This window comes from Tolypothrix sp. VBCCA 56010, from assembly GCF_050875635.1.
GTDB lineage: Bacteria > Cyanobacteriota > Cyanobacteriia > Cyanobacteriales > Nostocaceae > Hassallia.
Map to the genome: position 1 here is coordinate 1 of NZ_JBPAOH010000105.1, position 17,104 is coordinate 17,104.

The window sequence follows — 17,104 nt, forward strand, 5'->3', positions numbered from 1 at the left end:
AATCCTAGTCTTGCTGGTTCAATATTTGCTGAATAAAAAGTATCATCTACTACAAAATTTTTTAGCGATCGCCCTGAGGAGAAAACTTTTTGGTTTACTGACTTTGGCTGCATTTACATCTGGTTGCTCGACGTGTCCGCAATGTGGACAAGAATGAGTACGGGTACTGAGTGTTTTTTGTACTCTAGCGCCACAATTACTACAATCCTGACTAGTGAAGTGTGGAGGAACTATGATTATCTCCCTTCCAAACTTTCTTCCAAAGTAACCGAGCCAAGTAATCGATGAACGACAAACTCCTCCTGGGAAAATCCTAGAGCGTCTCGAATTTATCGAGAACGCTTACTTCTCTTACATTGATGATCATCAGCACGATTTGGAGTCTCGACTCCTTAAGAGCAAGCAACAGAAGGAAATTTTCAAAACAGCAGTTCAGGAACTGAAGCAAGAGATATACGATTTAGTTTCCGATAACAAGCAATCCGAGCAAAACGAATAAAGCCGTCCCCGCCTTTTGCGGTAGGGACGGCTTTTTGATGGGTGCGATCGCCATAAGGAAGTGCGATCGCACTTCCTTAGTAATATATCAACCCTTTGTCATGAAACCAAACCAAGAAAGAATAATCAGCGACCTATACCAGGCTGCTGAGGACGTGGGACTTGAGATAATCGATTTTATTGATTTTATCCAGTATCACAACTTAATTTCTGGTCATACACGGGAACTCAATCCGATTCTACCGAAGATTTAATTAAAGAGTTGTTTGGTGTATGGCGCGTACTGCTTTTCCATCAAAAAACACAAGCTCATCAAATCACGTACTAGCCGCGCACCAATAATGTCAGCGCTTTCGGCAATCCTCGTACCAGTTTTAACGTGAGTTCGACGAACTAAAAAATGGCAGGAGGCAGTGCAGGCAAATCTTTTGGATAAATGTCAATCGTCGGTTTATTGGGCAAATAGGTGTAAGCAGCCAAACCAGCCATCAGATTGACCAAAAAGTTAAACACACGTTGCGTTGTCGATCTGGTTCTATTTGACCGGAGGCGGAGCGTCTCCGGCTCCGCACATATTTTTGAGATGGTCATTGACCGACTCGCTTCCCCGCTCGTTATAGCCGAGACCCCATTTTTCTTAGATATTTTTAGACGGGCGCGTTTTTTTGTGCCTTTTTTGGTCATTCTCAATCAATCGAGCGCGATCGCAACACTTGCCAAGTTTCTCATGTTTCATATCTAGCAAGCTTTTTGGCGAACGACAGTCATCACGATATGATAATTTACGCTCTAATTCTGTGGGATTGGGCATCACTAGCACAGTTCGCCCAGAGCGCCGGGCGAAACAGTTGAATTCTCAAGCCGAGACTTGCCGAATGCTGAAAGAGCCTGGGCAAGTATTGAGAGGTTCTATCGCAATTGCAAGGCAAAAATCCAAGGCAAGAAAGGGTTTCCCCAGTTTGTGCGATGTAGAGAGTTAAGTGGAAACAGTTATCGTAGCTTACATCTATACCAAGAACCTCAAAAAACTCGCTCCCGTAGAAGGACAACAATTTCTGACTTCAGTCCGGCTTGAGGATGAAGGCACTTATGCGCTTTGGGAACCCACGTTTAAAAACGTGGGACGAGTGGCTGTGAACCTGCGGCTTTGCTTAGTAGGCTCCTTTGCTTTATACGACGATCGCGGTGCAGTAAAAGTGTCAGTAAATCGCAAAGTTTTCCTCAATGGCGATCGCGAAGCTCAGTCTACGTACAATCAAGTTGTAAAAAGTCATTTAATTATAATTAAAATTTATATAATCGACAAGGGTTTGCCAAAATGAAATTATAAAAGATGTAATTCTCAAAGAATTACCGTTGACTTCATTAAAACAATTAGCCCTCACAGATTCTCCAAACACACAGGCGTTGTTCTGACTGTGCTTAAATGAACATATTTCAATTCAAACGCAAGCTTTTTGCGACCAGCAAACTTTGTTTGAGATTCTAGTAAGAGCCGCAAGTAGTGAAGACAGTATTGAGAATACGGCCAAAATTTGAAGTGAAAGTCCATGTGGAGGTGATATCAGATATCACCTAGATAAAATAAATAATTTTGAACAGTTGTCAAGTCAAGTCAACCCCTGCGTGAATTTTGAAGCAGGGGGACAGCGACTTGACTTATGGATTGTCTGCAAATATAAAAAAGGTAAAAGAGATAAACGCGGAGTTTAACGCGATCGCTTATGTTGTTTAAGTAAGTCGGCACAAAAAAACCAAACCATGTGAAGATAAGTAAATACGTAGAATGCATCTACTAAGGTCACTTGTATATGGGCGCTCGTTTAAGGGTATTTCTCACTCGTGAGCAAGACCGCAGCCTGCTAAAATTCAGAACTGCGGATGTGCCACAGAAAGTGAAAGACAGAGCAGAAGTCATCAGATTGAATGCACACGGCTGGTACATAGAAAAAATAGCAGTTCATTTTAATTGGACTTCACAAACAGTCAGAGAAGTCCTACATAAATGGCAGAAGTTGGGAGTGGAAGGGCTTTGGGAATTACCAGGTCGAGGGGTAAAACCAAAGTTGAAAGAGGACGACATTACATTTTTGGCTATATTGCCTTAGAAATGAACCGCGCACGTACAACAGCCGCCAACTGACCGAAAAATTAGAACGCGATGCCTTCGGCAAGCCGCAGAGCGGCAACGCTCAATTAAACTGAGTCCCGACAGATTAAGACGGGTACTCAAAAAAAGGGGGTCATATGGAAAAGAGGAAGAAAAAGCCATAAGGGAAAACAAGACCTGGTAGTGCGTGTAAATAAACAAGCAGACCTAGAAATGCTAGAAATAGCTGCTGCAACTGGAGAAATAGACTTGAAGTATTTAGATGAATCAGGGTTTTGTGCATGGAGCGAACCTGGTTACACTTATTACTTTAGAGGTGAGCAAAAACGACTAGAACAAACAAAACGTCGTGGTCGTAGATTAAGCATTATCGGGTTTCTTCAACCTTTAATTAGCTTTATTTACGGTTTGGTTATTGGCGGTGTTGACAGAAAATCTTATATCCAAATGATGGAGCCAGAAGCGGCAGATGCCGAAAAGATAGGACGCATTAGAGTAATAGTGCAAGACAACAGACCAATACATCGATGTAAAGAAGTACAGCAGTTATGGAAAAAATGGCTTTGTCAGGGTTTATACATCTTCTTCCTACCTAAGTACTGTTCTGAAATGAACCCGATTGAATTGGAATGGCAGCACCTCAAAAAAGATGAATTATCAGGGCAAATGTTTGATGATGAGTTAGACCTTGCCTACGCTGTAATTAACGGAGTTAAAACCAGAGGGGAGCGAGGAAACTACACTACAGAGCGTGTTAAATTTTACTCAAACCACGTTCCTTAACTTTTCGTTACATACATCTAAATTTTTCCGCCGACTTACTTACACCAAAATTAATTTATCTTACATCCATCAAGATTCAAAGAAGAAGATTTGGTATTGAAAGCAGTTATAAGCTAAAAAACCTCTGTATAATCCGAACGAATAATAAAAAACCTGTATGACGGTTACTGTTTGTTGGTATCTCTTTTATTCTCGTTAATATATGGGTCTATCTTCTCTGGTTTAAAATTAGTCGAAAAAGAAAGGGTTGTCGATTAATATATCGTCAAATATTTGGACTAAAACAGATGAAGCGCGTTTTTACGTCAAGCGCTTTTGTACGCAAATATAAAACCGTCGAAAGTATTTATATTCTATCGGGTTAGCACTCAGAAATAAAAATGAATAAGCTATAAGTAAAACTAATGTTTATCGCCAACTGGTTAAAATAGTTAAGGAAAAAATGTATCTCGAGTTACCTAATTTTGACGATCGCTCTCGAGGAGAAAGACTTTTCGATTTACTGACTTTGCTTTCCGGTAGTCGCCAACACAGAACAGCTTTGTACACGCGATGAGTGTAGGCAAAATAGATTACTTAGGAATTGTTTCCACGGTAAATTAGTCCAAGATTCACGCTTTTTTGTTACTGTGTCCAATCATGCTCTAACGCCAGGAGCGTGTATTCTGAACACAACAGACCAGTTACGGTCTGTCCTACCCGGATTAAGAGAGTTCTGCTGCTCGTCCAGCCTACAAGGGGTTCGACCTGTCCCTTGACTCTTAGCCCGTTTTTCTTCGTTCCCTCTGAGAGATTGTTTTTGTTCCGCTCTTGTGTAGCCAATTCAACCATTGGATTCCCTGGACTCTTGCCGCTACTCCTAGAAAAGTTCGGCGGGAATTAACTCCAATCAAGTCAGGTTTTTGCGTTGTGTCCTGCTCCGTGATAGGTTGCTTTTGTAGGCTCTGTTTCACGCCCTGAAACTCCCCTGTCTTCGCCAGTGTAATCCCACAACGGATTTCTGTTTGCGCCCAGTTAAGAGCAACAGGTGCTCTGAAATTCCGAGTTCAGTCACTGTGGGCAGGTAGGGAGTCATGCCTGAGTCTGGCAGAAGGGCTTTCACCCGTATCTCTCTTTTAGTTCAACCTGTCGGTTGGTTAGCTTATTTGCCGGGCTGGTTACCGGGATTTGGCTAACAACGAATCGCACTCTAGGTTCACGCGCAATCGCGTAGTTGCCGAATGGGTTTTTAAAGAGGACTTTCCCTACCCTATAAGCATTACTACTTCGCTATGTCAACAAAAAAAGGCAAAAAAAGGGTAAAAAATATTCCGGTTTTGCACGACGAACCAAAAAACAAACGCGGTGTTTGGTTGACGGATACCGCTTGGCATTCAATACAGGAATTAGCGGTAAAAGAAGGGGTTAGCAAAGAGCGAGTATTTAGAAGAATTGGTTAGAAAGCATTGCGTCACAAAGCGGAAAGTTGAGCCAGCGGCTTGGGGAGGCACACCGTTGGGGAGCCAGCCGCACACGAAGGGTTTCCCGACTTGAGCGGTAGCCGCGTCCGGCTAGAAGCGACAGCCTTTGGTAGTGCCGTCGGGTTTCCCACGCCACTTGCCACAACGGGGATGCCACATGCTTCAACGTTCGTGACCTCCAAGGGCGCAGTGGCGAGTGGAAAATACGCTCTTGCAGTGGCTCGACTTGGGCGAACTGGCGCCCGGAGCGGAGGTCACGAACGATCAAACCTTTTTAAGACGGCGTAAACGCCATAAGAGCGCAAAGCTCGCGCCCTCAGAATCTTCTGTCCGGCAGACTTTGCGGCTTTCATCCCTTGCCGTCATCACAGATGTGGCACGTCATAGTGCCACATCTTCAAGGGTTTTCAGCCTGCCATCCTTATAAACTTATTGGCATTGCATAACCGTGGGATAAATCGTAGAGACGTTCCGCGCCCTATGTCTCTACAATACGTTCAATTTTTGACATATATCACAAAATCATCCCGAAAATATGCAACGCCAACTTATTACTCTCTTTCGATCATTAGTACTATTTAAGATATTTAAGTATCATAATATACTCTTATTTGGGATAAATATGTTTTCTACGTGATATTTACATGAAAATATACTGAAAAATAACAATATAAATAAATTGACAAAAAGATGACAATAGTTAAAGTTTATAACTGTTGTGTAATTTAGATTAACTATTGGGCAGAAATTCTCTCACAGTGAGTAGAATAACATATACCACAACCAATAAACTACTTTATGGATTAGCTACCATAGAACTATAGCTTATTTTTTCAGTTTCAGTCCTCAACAAGCGCGCGAAGCGCTTGTTGTTGAGGCGTACAACGATCACCAAGTCCAATTCTTTACAAACAAACAGCTCCCAAAAATCATACCTAATGCCTGTGATTGAGAAAAAAAGAACTCGCGATCTGCCCCAAATTAACGAACGAATTCGCTTCCCGAAAATTCGGGTCATTGATACTGATGGCGCCCAACTAGGAATAATCACTCCTCAGGAAGCACTGCAACTAGCAGAAGAAAAAGAGCTTGATCTGGTGCTACTCAGTGACAAGGCTGACCCGCCGGTTTGTCGGATTATGGACTATGGGAAATACAAATTTGAGCAGGAGAAGAAAGCGCGGGAAGCCCGGAAAAAGCAGCACACCGCTGATGTCAAAGAAGTGAAGATGCGCTACAAAATAGAAGAACATGACTACAATGTGCGTGTCAAGCAAGCAGAGCGGTTTTTGAAAGATGGTGATAAAGTCAAAGCCACTGTCATGTTCCGAGGTCGAGAAATTCAACACAGCGACTTAGCAGAAACTTTGCTCAAGCGAATGGCAACCGACTTAGAGCCATTTGGTGAGGTACAGCAAATGCCCAAAAAAGAAGGGCGAAACATGATGATGCTCATATCGCCTAAGAAATAACGATCCGATTGTTTTAGAGAAAATTTTTTCTCTAAAACATAAATAAAATCGACTTATAGGTCGTTTAAATAAATTAACAAACGATAGTCCTGAACGCTGAGTGGGAAAGATAATACTCAGTTGCTCAGGACTTTTGCCATTTTTGGAGACTGGGGAGTGGGGAGTGGGGGAGTGGGGGCACATCTTGCAGGGAGAGTTTGTCTTTTCGTCTTCCTTGTCTGCCAAGTTTGCCAAGTTTGCCAAGTTTGCCAAGTTTGCCAAGTTTGCCAAGTTTGCCAAGTTTGCCAAGTTTGCCAAGTTTGCCAAGTCTGCCCCCTCTCTCCCCATCCCCCCCTCTCCCTACTCCCTAATCCAAGCGTCCCTAGTCCCTAGAAAATACAACTTGCATGGAACTAAAAAATCTCTCTTTTGTTGCGAAAAATAAAGGTGTTCTTAAGCGATTGCTGAAGTGGGTGAATCTCCGACCGGAAGAGAGCGATCGCACATTGTTAATGTTTGCTTTTTATACAATCACATCTATAGGATTGCGCTGGTCTGAGGATAGTACAGTCGCGCTTTTTTTAGATCAATATGGCGCAAAGTCACTGCCTTGGATTTATATTGCCAGTGCAGCGCTTGGTTCTGTACTGGTTTTTTTTTATTCTTGGCTGCAAAAGATTTTTCCCCTGCGCTTGGTAATTGTGGCGATCGCACCTTTTATGTTCGTGCCACTAATTTTACTACCTTTTGGTTTGCAAGTTTCACCGTTTCAAGTTATTAGCATATTTCTACTGCGACTGTGGGTAGATGCCTTTTACATTATCAACGACCTCAATACCTCAATTGCCGCCAATCAACTATTCAATATTCGCGAGATTAAGCGCACCTACCCATTAATCAGCAGTGGTATTTTAGTTGCTGATGTCCTCAGTGGTTTTAGTTTACCTTTACTGCTGCTATTTGTCGGACTGCATAACGTCATCGTTCCCTTCGCTGCTGGGTTCATCGTTTTGGGAACTCTAATTCTTTGGTATCTCAGTCACAACTACCGTCAAGCTTTTCCCAATACTCCCCAACGACTGATTCCCACAACATCACGTTCCACAAGAAGGCGTCTCACCGGTCCTGTGAAGCGCTATGCATTGCTGTTGTTTGCGTTTTTTGCGTTGCTGCAAGTCATGGGGGTTTTAATCGATTTTCAGTATCTCACTCAACTGAAGTTAAATTATAACGACAAACAAATCGCCAGCTTTTTGGGGATATTTGGTGGAATTACCGGACTGTGCGAATTAATAATGCAGTGGTTTATCTCCAGCCGATTGCTTGAACGTTCTGGGGTGTTTGTTGCTGTTGCCACATTACCAGCAAGCGTAACAGTTTTGATACCAATAATTATTCCGATACTCGGTTTATTTGTGGCGATGCAAGGGGAAAACTTTTTCTGGGGTTTAGTGATTATCAAGTTTATAGACGAACTTCTGCGCTATACCTTTATTGCTAGTAGCGGACCATTACTGTTTCAACCAATACCCGCGAAAATTCGCTCTCGCGTGCAAACATTTTCTGGAGGGGTTGCCGAAGCGTTTGGTGCTGGGACGGCAGGTGTAGTGATTTTAGTTACTTTGTGGCTGTGTACGCGGTTTTTGCCTATAACCGGACACGACTTAATATTATTGCTCTTAACAGCGATCGCTGGTGTGATTTGTCTCGGTGTAATTTGGTTACTGCAAAAAGGCTATGTTGAACTGTTAGTCTCAAGTGCAGAACAAGGTCAAATCAGCGCTTCAAATATAGATTTACCACTATTCAAGCAGGTGGTAGTAAAAACATTAGCAGAAAAAGGCACAGAGGCTGATAAACGCTCTTGCATTGAACTTTTATCTCAATTTGACCTTCAAGGTGCCGCAGAAGTTTTAGCATCCATGTTAGTCAAGCTATCCCCAGATTTACAGAAGTCGAGTTTGGAGGTGATGCTGAATGCAGGTGCAAATGCAACTTATTTACCTGAAATTCGCACTTTATTAGCACAGCGTCAAGAAATTACCCCAGAAGTTTTTGCACTTAGCTTACGCTACATTTGGCTAGCTGAACAAAATCCAGATTTAGGGAAATTAGAAGAGTATCTGCACCCACGAGAAAATTCACTTATCCGAGGTACCGCTGCCGCCTTGCTGTTACGTCAAGGAACACCAATGCAAAAAGTAGCAGCAATGCATACTCTGCGAAAAATGCTGACTCACAAACTTGAACTTGAACGGATGAATGGAGTCAAAGTATTAAGAGGATCTGTTTATTTACAAGCGTTGCGGATTCACATTCCCAATTTATTGCAAGATGACTCTTTACGGGTGCGTCGTGCTGTATTAGAAATGATTGTCGCAAACCAATTAGAGGAATATTATTCAGCGTTACTAGCAGGGCTTTGCTATAAATCAACTCGCAATACAGCAATGCTTGCTTTAGTGCAATTAGAAAATGAAGCTTTACCGATGTTGTTGAGCCTTGCTACTAATATTTATAAACCGGATGTAGTGCGAATGTACGCTTGGCGCACTATTGGTCAAATTCCCACCCTGGAAGCAATGGATATTTTATGGCAGCAATTGGAAATATTTCGGGGTACAAGTAGAGATCGTATCCTTAACACTTTACTTAAAAGGCATAAAAAAGAAGGAATTGTCAGTTTAGTAGATGGGTTACATCAAAGTCAAGTGGAAACGCTAATTGAGCAGGAGTTAAGCTTTTTAGGGGAAATTTATGCTGCTTATATAGATTTTCAAACTCAAGGCGAAGTCTACTCAGCTTATATAGATTTTAAAATACAAAATACTCTGGAAAAATCCCAAGTTAGTGAAAAAGTAATTACTATATTATCGTTGGTGGAACGCGCACTTTTAGAATTAGAAATTGATGTGAAAGAGCGATTGCTGATGTTGCTGAAACTGCTTTACTCTCAAGACAATGTTCAGGCAGCGGCGTTTAATCTTCGGTCTGAATCAGCGGTAAACTTAGCACGGGGGTTAGAAATTTTAGAGCATACAGTCAATTTGCCGAGTAAATCTGTGTTGGTGAATATTTTTGATCGGCGATCGCCTGAAGAAAAACTACAGCATTTGGTGTCTAAAGGAATGGCTGAATATCAACAAATGTTATTAAGCGATCGCACTCGCAGATTGATAAGCTTGGGAAATTTACTTTCCGATTGGTGCTTGGCTTGCTGTTTTCATTTTGCCCAAGTTGCTTGTATTCGATTGACAATTCCCGAAATTATCGCAACTTTGCGTCATCCTACCGGATTTGTGCGAGAAGCAGTGATCGCGTATTTAAGTGTAGTTTCACCCCGCGTTCTTTTAGAACTTTTACCCCAGTTAAAAAACGATCCACACCCTCTAGTAATCGCTCAAGTTAAAAAGTTGATGGTTGATGGTTGATAGTGGGTGGTTGATAGTTGATAGTTGATAATTGATAGTGGTTGGTGGATGGTTGTTGGTTGATAGTGGTTGGTGGATGGTTGATAATGGTTGGCTGTTGCTTGTTGGTTGATACTTGATAGTAGAGGAGTAGATATGGATAAATCGAATTTTGAAAATTTACAAGTTTTTCAATTAGCTGAGAACTTATCAGACCGAATTTGGCATATTGTTATTAAATGGAGTTACTTTGAAAAAGATACTCTTGGTAAGCAAATTATTCGTGCTGCTGATAGTATTGGTGCAAATATTGCTGAAGGTTCTGGTCGTTATAATTTTGCCGATAATCGACGTTTTGTAAAAATTGCCAGGGGTTCGTTACATGAAACAAGGTACTGGTTGAAACGAGCACAGATACGACACTTATTGACAAATGAACAAGTAGATGTGCTGAAACCAATTATTAATGAACTGTCACCCAAATTAAATGCTTATCTAAAATATCTTGACAATGCTTCTAAAAAACAAGAAACCGACTAACCACTATCAACCATCAACCAACCACTATCAACCATCAACCAACCACTATCAACCATCAACTATCAACTAACCACTATCAACTATCAACCATCAACTAACCACTATCAACTATCTACTATCAACTATCCACTAACAACTATCCACTAACATTTATGCTAACTAGCGTTGACCGTTTATTATTTGTTCGCCAAGTCCCAATTTTTGAGAAACTACGGGATGATTTTATAGTTCGGCTGGCTTCGGTAATGGATGAACTGTCATTTCCAGCTAATTATGCCATTTTTAAACAGGGAGAAGAAGGGCGATCGCTTTACATTGTTGTTTCCGGTAAAGTTAAAGTTCATATCGGTGATAAACTTCTGGCTGAAGTCAATAAGGGAAAATACTTTGGAGAAATGGCAGTATTTGATACCGAGCCTCGTTCTGCCTCCGCAACCACTTTAGAACCTTGTGAATGTTTAGAATTAACCCAAGAGCAACTATACGACGCGATAGAAGAAACTCCAGAAATAGCTGTAAATATCATTCGTCAACTATCTTGTCGCATTCGACAACTTAACCAACAAATTAACGCGATCGCCCTGAAGAATTAGCCCCACTCTTTCTGCAAATTATACCTCTTCTTTGCGCGCCAGTCGCCTCAACAGGACTCCACCCCCGCACGGCGCTGGCTTGTCTGTGCGACTTGGCGTGAGATATTATATCTTGACTAAAATGCCACTTTCATGCATTGCGCTAAAAACCGTTGGGGAATTTCTGGACACGCTCCCCAGTGCATATGAATATAAGAAGCGTGAAGATTGCTCAGTAAACTCCATCCTTCATCACCTGTTACTTCCTCAGAATCACAACGATAAGTTTGAAACAATGGTAAATTCGGTTCTGGTATTAAGCGGGAACGATGAAACTCATGTCCGTAAACTGTTGTACCGGCATCCACTAGCAGATTATCTTGCAAAGCAACTGCGCGACGATACCCCAAAGTTAAACGTCCACCCATGACAGATTTTGTGGGTAAAACTCCCACCATCGACCAAGATTTGCCCTCAAAATCAACAATTTCCTCACATAAATACATCAATCCCCCACACTCAGCGATTGTAGGTATTCCGGCAACAATTGCACATTTTACTGCTTCACGAGCGCTAGTATTTTCCGCAAGTTGTTCGCCAAAAACTTCCGGGAAACCACCACCAAAATACATACCTTGCACATTTTTGGGTAAAGCATCTTCCAGAGGACTCCAGAAAATTAGTTCTGCACCCAATTGTTGCAGCAAGTCGAGATTATCTTGATAGTAAAAATTAAAAGCGCGATCGCGAGCAACAGCGACTCTAAGAGGAGGGGGAGCCAGTGCGTTGCGTATTTTCCCCCCGTTGTAGCACCTGGCGTGGGAGAGGGGGAGGGGGGAAGGGGGGGAGGGGGGAAGACGTTCTGATTTCAGTAATGGTAACAAGCGATCCCAGTCAAAGCAAGTATCACCTAAATCGGCAAGTCGTTCGATAACTGCATCAAGTTGGGGAAGTTCTGCTGTGGGAATTAAACCCAAATGGCGATCGGGAATGGTAATATTATCTTCACGCCGCAAAACGCCGATAATTGGTAATTGTAGGGGTTCTAGGGAATCTTTGAGCAGAGATAAATGGCGATCGCTTCCCACGCGATTTAGTACTACCCCAGCAATTTTAATTCTCGGATCGAAAGAGCAATAACCGTAAGCGATCGCTGCTACAGAACCAGACAATCGACTACAGTCAATCACCAATACTACAGGCAAATCCAACAGCCGCGCAATATGAGCGGTACTAGCAAAAGACATTGGGGATTGAAAATATTTTTCATCACTCCCCACTCCCCAACGCCAGTCGCTACAACGGGGGGAAAATACGCAACGCGCTGGCTCCTCCCCACTCCCCTTAATTCCATCAAACAACCCCATTACCCCTTCTACAAGGGCAAAATCTACTTCTTGGATGTGACGCGCAAAACATTTTTGAACGTAAGCTTCCGAAGTCAGCACAGGGTCTAAATTGCGACAAGCACGACCAGTTACATGCTGATGAAACATCGGGTCAATATAATCTGGACCCACTTTAAAAGATTGAATCAAAGAACCGCGACGGCATAAAGATGCTAAAAGGGTGAGCGTGACAGTTGTCTTACCCACCCCACTACGTTCACCGGCAATAACTAAAGACATTGTTGGTTGTTGGTTGTTATTTGTTAGTTGTTATTTGTTAGTTGTTAGTTGTTGGTTGTTATTTGTTGGTTGTTGGTTGTTAGTTGTTAGTTGTTAGTTGGGGAATTGTTAGTTGTTAAGATTTACCACTAACTCCTATCAACTAACCACTATCAACTAACCACTATCCACTATCAACTATCCACTATCGACTAACCACTAACAACCAACATTACTTATTATCCAATTTCAGAAACTTAGCTATCACCGCAAGACTTTCTTCAAAAAGTGCTTCATGACCCCAACGTTGCACCTGCTGACTCAGCAACACTTCTGCTTTTTGTTCAGAAAGTGAAGTCACCTGCTGAAATAAACCAGAAGATTGGGCACCACCTTGAGTTTCCATCCGCATACAGCCACCAGTTTCCGAACAGATAACTGTACCGCAGTCAGCTTGGGGATTGGTCGAACTCAAGCGCAAAGCAATCAAGTCGCCCATAATTTGTCCGACATCAGCGACGGGGACACCGGCTAATTCGGCTTGTACTTGGCGTTGGTCTTGTGCAAGAAAGCTAATTTTAGTAATTTGGTAGTCTCCGCTTTCTTTTTCATAAGAAACTGGAGTCCATTCCAAGCGACTTGCCAACCAACCCAAAAACATTAACGCTTGTGCGGGATTGCCTTTTTCGTAATCAATTGTTACTCGGTCAATTTCCCGCAGAGAAGCGCGACGCAGAGGGGGATCGTAAGCTTCTGCGGTTAACTCTTGCCATGCTGACAAACGACGCCAGTTCAAGTCAGCTAAAGGCACGCCAGTTTCTACCAACTCTTGCAAACTGAGCAAATCGCTTTCTGGCTCGTTAAATTCACAAGAATCGACGATAACATTATTACATACTGCCGCCAGTCGCTTAAATAAAGCATTGTTCGGATCTGGTGTAGCCTTCCACCAAAGAAACTTCGGTAAGCCCCCGATCAACAATGCTGGAATCATCCCACCTACTCGTTCCAAAGCGGCAGTAGTTCCAGTTAGGGTGATGTATTCGCAGCAAATAAGTGTACTTGAGGACTGCTTTTGAATTGGGCAATAAGCAGAAACTTGAGCTTTTACGCCTTCGTCTTCGCCTGCTATTGGACACAAAGCAATAATTCGGCAAGGGTTACGCAGGGCGATTTCGTCAGCGATTCTGGGGCTTCTCGCCTCTAAAGTATAAGATGCGTTAGAACCATTTTCCCCCGTTGCGTCGGTGCCATGACGTTTAGCGACTTCTTCCCGCAATTTGGCGAGAGTTTCTGGTGTTGCGGTTCCAGTTTCTGGCAGTTTATGCGTTCTCTGAACTTCGCGTAATGCTGCTTCCATCTGCGGTCCGAGAATTCCGTCAATCGGACCGTTGTAATATCCGGAAGCTGACAAAAGATATTGAGTTTCTTCCGGTTCGTACACCACTAAAGTAAATGTCGTGGCACGAGTAGCCGCAGGAAGCGCACCGTTTGCATCGCCGATACCGTAACTTTGCCAAATTTGACTAAGTTCCGCTTCAACGTCTGAGAGCGAAATATCCTTTGGAGTTTGAAGTGAATAAATAGTAGGAGCTTGAGAAACCATAGTAAATGAAGTATGAAGTATGAAGTACGAAGTATGAAGTATGAATTAAGCATTAAGGTTGAAAAATTTCATCCTTAATCCTTAATCCTTCATCCTTTTACAGTCTGCGCCAGCGACGATTATCTTGATTAATTAACAATTCTGCTTCGGCTGGTTCCCAAGTGCCAGCTTCGTATTTGGGAACTGATGCTGGATCTGCGGGTGCATCCCAAACAGAAAGGGCTGGTGTGACAACTTGCCAAGCGGCTTCTACTTCGTCGGCGCGTGTGAATAATGTTTGGTCGCCCATCATACAATCGAGAAATAGGCGATCGTAAGCGTCGGAAGTTGCTTGGATGCCAAAGGAACCATAACTAAAGTCCATATCAACCGAACGTGTGCGGAAATCTGCCCCAGGCATTTTGACTTCAAAACGCAGGGAAATTCCTTCATTCGGCTGAATCCGCATCGTCAAAATGTTGGCATTCATTTGTTGCGCGGCTGATTGAAACATCCTTGAAGGAACTTCGCGGAAGTGGATAGAAATTTCACTAACTTTTTTCGGCATCCGCTTACCTGTACGCAGGTAAAAGGGAACTCCTTGCCAGCGCCAGTTGTCAACCAAAAATTTCATTGCCACGTAAGTAGGTGTTGTGGATTTGGGAGCTACTCCTGGTTCTTCATGATACCCTGGTACTTGTTTACCTTTCATCCAACCGGCGCTGTACTGACCGCGTACTGCGGAACGCCCTAAATTTTGAATGTCTGCCAGTCTGGTAGCCTGTAATACTTTTACTTTTTCCGTGCGGAGACTGTCGGCATCCATCGCGTTGGGTGCTTCCATTGCGGTGAGGCAGTAAAGTTGCATCAGGTGGTTTTGCAACATATCCCGCAATGCGCCAGAACTTTCGTAGTATCCGGCTCGGTCTTCCACGCCTACGGTTTCTGCTACAGTAATCTGAACGTGGTCAACAAATCGACGGTTCCACAACGGTTCAAAAATCGCATTGGCAAAGCGAAATACGAGGAGATTTTGAACTGTGTCTTTACCCAAGTAGTGGTCGATGCGGTATACTTGGTTTTCTTTACAATATTTTTGCACCACTCGGTTCAAGCTCTTGGCAGAAGCCAAGTCTCGACCAAAGGGTTTTTCAATTACCAAACGATGTTTGTAGGCATCTTGCAGCATTTTTTCTTCCCCTAGTTGCTTGATGGCTTCAGGGAAGAAGTTAGGAGAGACGGAAAGGTAAAACATGCGGTTTCCCCGCGTTCCGCGTTTTTCGTCTAACTCGCTTAAGAAATTCTTAAGTTTCTGGTAGCTTTCTGGGTTATCTATATCACCAGAGCAGTAGAATAATCCTTGGGAGAAGTCTTGCCAAAGTTCTTCTGGATGCACGCCTCCATGAGCTTCTTCCATGCCTTTCCGCATTTGTTCGCGAAAGTACTCGTGGCTCCAATCTCGACGCGCCACGCCAACAATGGTAGTTTCTGGTGCAATGCGCCGCTCTTTTCGCAATTTGTAAAGTGCTGGTACGAGTTTGCGCCAGGTAAGGTCTCCAGAAGCACCAAAGATAACTATGATCTGGGGTTCGGGCATTCCTTGCTGTTGCAAACCTACGCGCAAGGGATTTTCTAGCAGACTAACCATAATAATTGCAAGATGTGGGTTTAAGATTTTCGATTGGTGATTAGGGCATAGGGCATGGGGCATTGGGATTGGTAATTATTTTTTCCCTAATCCCCAGTCCCCAGTCCCTAGTCCCTAATACCTAAACTGGTGACAAGACTTTGATTTTGTCTTCTAAGGAATCCATCAATGATTGGAAGGGCTTGACAAATTTATCAATACCATCAACGAGTAGTTCGTCCATAACTTGGTTGATGTCGATGTTGATGTCGGGGTCTTTCAAGCTTTCGATGAGCTGATAAGCTTGATCGACATCTGTCTCAACGCGATTTGCGACATCACAGTGGTCGGCGCAAGCTTCTATTGTGGCTGGTGGTAGGGTGTTAACGGTGTCGGAACCTACCAACTCATCAACATACATCACGTCGCTGTAGCTGGGGTCTTTGGTGCTGGTGCTTGCCCATAGAAGTCGCTGGACTTTTGCACCTTTTGCTGCTAAGGCTTGCCAACGATCGCTCTCAACAATCTTTTTGTACTCTTGGTACGCTATCTTGGCGTTTGCGATCGCTACTTTTCCTTTCACAGCTTTCAACTTGGCTTCTATGGCAATATCATCAACGCCTTTCTTCAACTTAGCATCAATCTTGCTGTCAATGTTGCTATCAATGCGACTAAGAAAGAAGCTGGCTACGCAAGCTATGTTACTAATGTCTTTACCTTCTTTGACTCTAGCTTCTAAACCGCTAATATAAGCCCAAGCTGAGTTTATGTAGCTTTGCACTGAAAATAACAGAGTGACGTTAACGTTGATCCCCTCAGCGATCACTTGTTGGACTGCTGGCAAACCCGCTTTTGTACCGGGAATTTTAATCATTACATTTTCCCGTCCTATTTCTTGATAATAGCGACGAGCTTCAGCTATCGTTGCCTCTGTATCATGAGCGATAGTAGGTGGTACTTCTATGCTCACGTAACCGTCTAATTTATCTGAGGCTTCATAAACTGGGCGTAAAATATCACACGCATTGCGGATATCTGCAAAAACTAAAGATTCGTAAATTTTGTATGTCGGTAACTCAGCGCGGACGCCTTTTTCTATATCGGCATCATAAATGACGTTTCCGGCGATCGCTTTTTCAAATATGGCTGGGTTCGAGGTAATCCCACAGATCCCTTTATTTTCCACCATATCTTTCAACTCGCCTGACTGAATCAGGTCACGAGTCAAGTTATCCATCCAGATACTTTGACCGTATTGTTTTATCTCTAATAAATGGTTAGTTGTCATGATAGATTTGTTTAACTCCAGTTAATTATGTCTTCGAGTGGATACTGACTAAATGAATTTTGGCGTTGGCAATACACAATTGCATCGACCATCTGAGATAATCCCTTGAAAAAGCGCTACCCGTGCGCTCACTAATTTCAATTTAATTACTGGGGTGCGCCAATAGCACCCAA

Annotated in this window: 15 protein-coding genes and 4 pseudogenes; 10 read left to right on the plus strand and 9 right to left on the minus strand. The window is 43.0% G+C overall.

Annotation, left to right across the window (positions count from 1 at the left end; genetic code table 11):
• Window positions 1–105: 105 nt before the first annotated feature.
• Window positions 106–276 (minus strand): annotated as a pseudogene (locus AABK37_RS27895) (zinc ribbon domain-containing protein); the annotation flags it as partial.
• A 257-nt stretch (window positions 277–533) separates the two neighbouring features.
• Between AABK37_RS27895 and AABK37_RS27900 the strand changes: the two are divergent.
• The gene (locus AABK37_RS27900; RefSeq protein WP_432554752.1) at window positions 534–752 is read left to right on the plus strand and encodes a hypothetical protein; all 219 of its coding nucleotides are present in this window, start codon (window positions 534–536) and stop codon (window positions 750–752) included.
• Here AABK37_RS27900 and AABK37_RS27905 read toward each other — a convergent pair.
• The 3 genes and pseudogenes from AABK37_RS27905 to AABK37_RS27915 form a co-directional block, all read right to left on the minus strand.
• Window positions 749–859 carry a DUF4037 domain-containing protein gene (locus tag AABK37_RS27905; protein WP_432554772.1) on the minus strand — a complete coding sequence of 37 codons (111 nt, stop codon included), beginning with the start codon at window positions 857–859 and terminating at the stop codon, window positions 749–751. The two genes, AABK37_RS27900 and AABK37_RS27905, sit on opposite strands and share 4 nt — an antisense overlap.
• 32 nt (window positions 860–891) lie before the next feature.
• A pseudogene (locus AABK37_RS27910) lies at window positions 892–1,099 on the minus strand (hypothetical protein); the annotation flags it as partial.
• Window positions 1,100–1,135: 36 nt separating this feature from the next.
• On the minus strand, window positions 1,136–1,309 hold the full coding sequence (locus AABK37_RS27915; protein WP_432554753.1) for a hypothetical protein: 174 nt from the start codon (window positions 1,307–1,309) through the stop codon (window positions 1,136–1,138).
• A 169-nt stretch (window positions 1,310–1,478) separates the two neighbouring features.
• Between AABK37_RS27915 and AABK37_RS27920 the strand changes: the two genes are divergently transcribed.
• The 4 genes and pseudogenes from AABK37_RS27920 (at window position 1,479) to AABK37_RS27935 (ending at window position 4,830) form a co-directional block, all read left to right on the plus strand.
• Window positions 1,479–1,820, plus strand: coding sequence for a hypothetical protein (locus AABK37_RS27920; RefSeq protein ID WP_432554754.1), 342 nt, complete (start codon window positions 1,479–1,481; stop codon window positions 1,818–1,820).
• A gap of 489 nt (window positions 1,821–2,309) precedes the next feature.
• Window positions 2,310–3,391: pseudogene (locus AABK37_RS27925) on the plus strand (IS630 family transposase).
• Window positions 3,392–3,410: 19 nt separating this feature from the next.
• Window positions 3,411–3,756, plus strand: a pseudogene (locus AABK37_RS27930) (ISH3 family transposase); the annotation flags it as partial.
• Window positions 3,757–4,662: 906 nt separating this feature from the next.
• Window positions 4,663–4,830 carry a hypothetical protein gene (locus AABK37_RS27935; RefSeq protein ID WP_432554755.1) on the plus strand — a complete coding sequence of 56 codons (168 nt, stop codon included), beginning with the start codon at window positions 4,663–4,665 and terminating at the stop codon, window positions 4,828–4,830.
• Window positions 4,831–4,841: 11 nt separating this feature from the next.
• Here AABK37_RS27935 and AABK37_RS27940 read toward each other — a convergent pair whose 3' ends face one another.
• Window positions 4,842–5,033, minus strand: coding sequence for a hypothetical protein (locus AABK37_RS27940; RefSeq protein WP_432554756.1), 192 nt, complete (start codon window positions 5,031–5,033; stop codon window positions 4,842–4,844).
• Window positions 5,034–5,789: 756 nt separating this feature from the next.
• Between AABK37_RS27940 and infC the strand changes: the two genes are divergently transcribed.
• From infC to AABK37_RS27965, 5 genes are all read left to right on the plus strand, one after another.
• A complete protein-coding gene (gene infC / locus AABK37_RS27945; RefSeq protein WP_432554757.1) occupies window positions 5,790–6,323 on the plus strand; it encodes a translation initiation factor IF-3 in 534 nt (177 codons plus the stop codon).
• A gap of 163 nt (window positions 6,324–6,486) precedes the next feature.
• A complete protein-coding gene (locus tag AABK37_RS27950) occupies window positions 6,487–6,747 on the plus strand; it encodes a hypothetical protein (RefSeq protein WP_432554758.1) in 261 nt (86 codons plus the stop codon).
• A complete protein-coding gene (locus tag AABK37_RS27955) occupies window positions 6,710–9,733 on the plus strand; it encodes an MFS transporter (RefSeq protein ID WP_432554759.1) in 3,024 nt (1,007 codons plus the stop codon). Before AABK37_RS27950 ends, AABK37_RS27955 begins: the two co-directional genes overlap by 38 nt.
• Before the next feature lie 135 nt (window positions 9,734–9,868).
• On the plus strand, window positions 9,869–10,252 hold the full coding sequence (locus AABK37_RS27960; RefSeq protein ID WP_432554760.1) for a four helix bundle protein: 384 nt from the start codon (window positions 9,869–9,871) through the stop codon (window positions 10,250–10,252).
• A 152-nt stretch (window positions 10,253–10,404) separates the two neighbouring features.
• On the plus strand, window positions 10,405–10,845 hold the full coding sequence (locus tag AABK37_RS27965; RefSeq protein WP_432554761.1) for a Crp/Fnr family transcriptional regulator: 441 nt from the start codon (window positions 10,405–10,407) through the stop codon (window positions 10,843–10,845).
• A gap of 116 nt (window positions 10,846–10,961) precedes the next feature.
• Here AABK37_RS27965 and AABK37_RS27970 read toward each other — a convergent pair whose 3' ends face one another.
• From AABK37_RS27970 to tal, 4 genes are all read right to left on the minus strand, one after another.
• Window positions 10,962–12,452 (minus strand): cobyrinate a,c-diamide synthase, encoded by a 1,491-nt coding sequence (locus AABK37_RS27970; RefSeq protein ID WP_432554762.1) that lies wholly within the window; start codon window positions 12,450–12,452, stop codon window positions 10,962–10,964.
• 211 nt (window positions 12,453–12,663) lie between these two features.
• A complete protein-coding gene (opcA, locus tag AABK37_RS27975; RefSeq protein WP_432554763.1) occupies window positions 12,664–14,037 on the minus strand; it encodes a glucose-6-phosphate dehydrogenase assembly protein OpcA in 1,374 nt (457 codons plus the stop codon).
• 97 nt (window positions 14,038–14,134) lie between these two features.
• A complete protein-coding gene (gene zwf, locus AABK37_RS27980) occupies window positions 14,135–15,664 on the minus strand; it encodes a glucose-6-phosphate dehydrogenase (RefSeq protein ID WP_432554773.1) in 1,530 nt (509 codons plus the stop codon).
• Between the two features lie 121 nt (window positions 15,665–15,785).
• A complete protein-coding gene (tal, locus tag AABK37_RS27985; RefSeq protein WP_432554764.1) occupies window positions 15,786–16,931 on the minus strand; it encodes a transaldolase in 1,146 nt (381 codons plus the stop codon).
• Window positions 16,932–17,104: the final 173 nt, after the last annotated feature.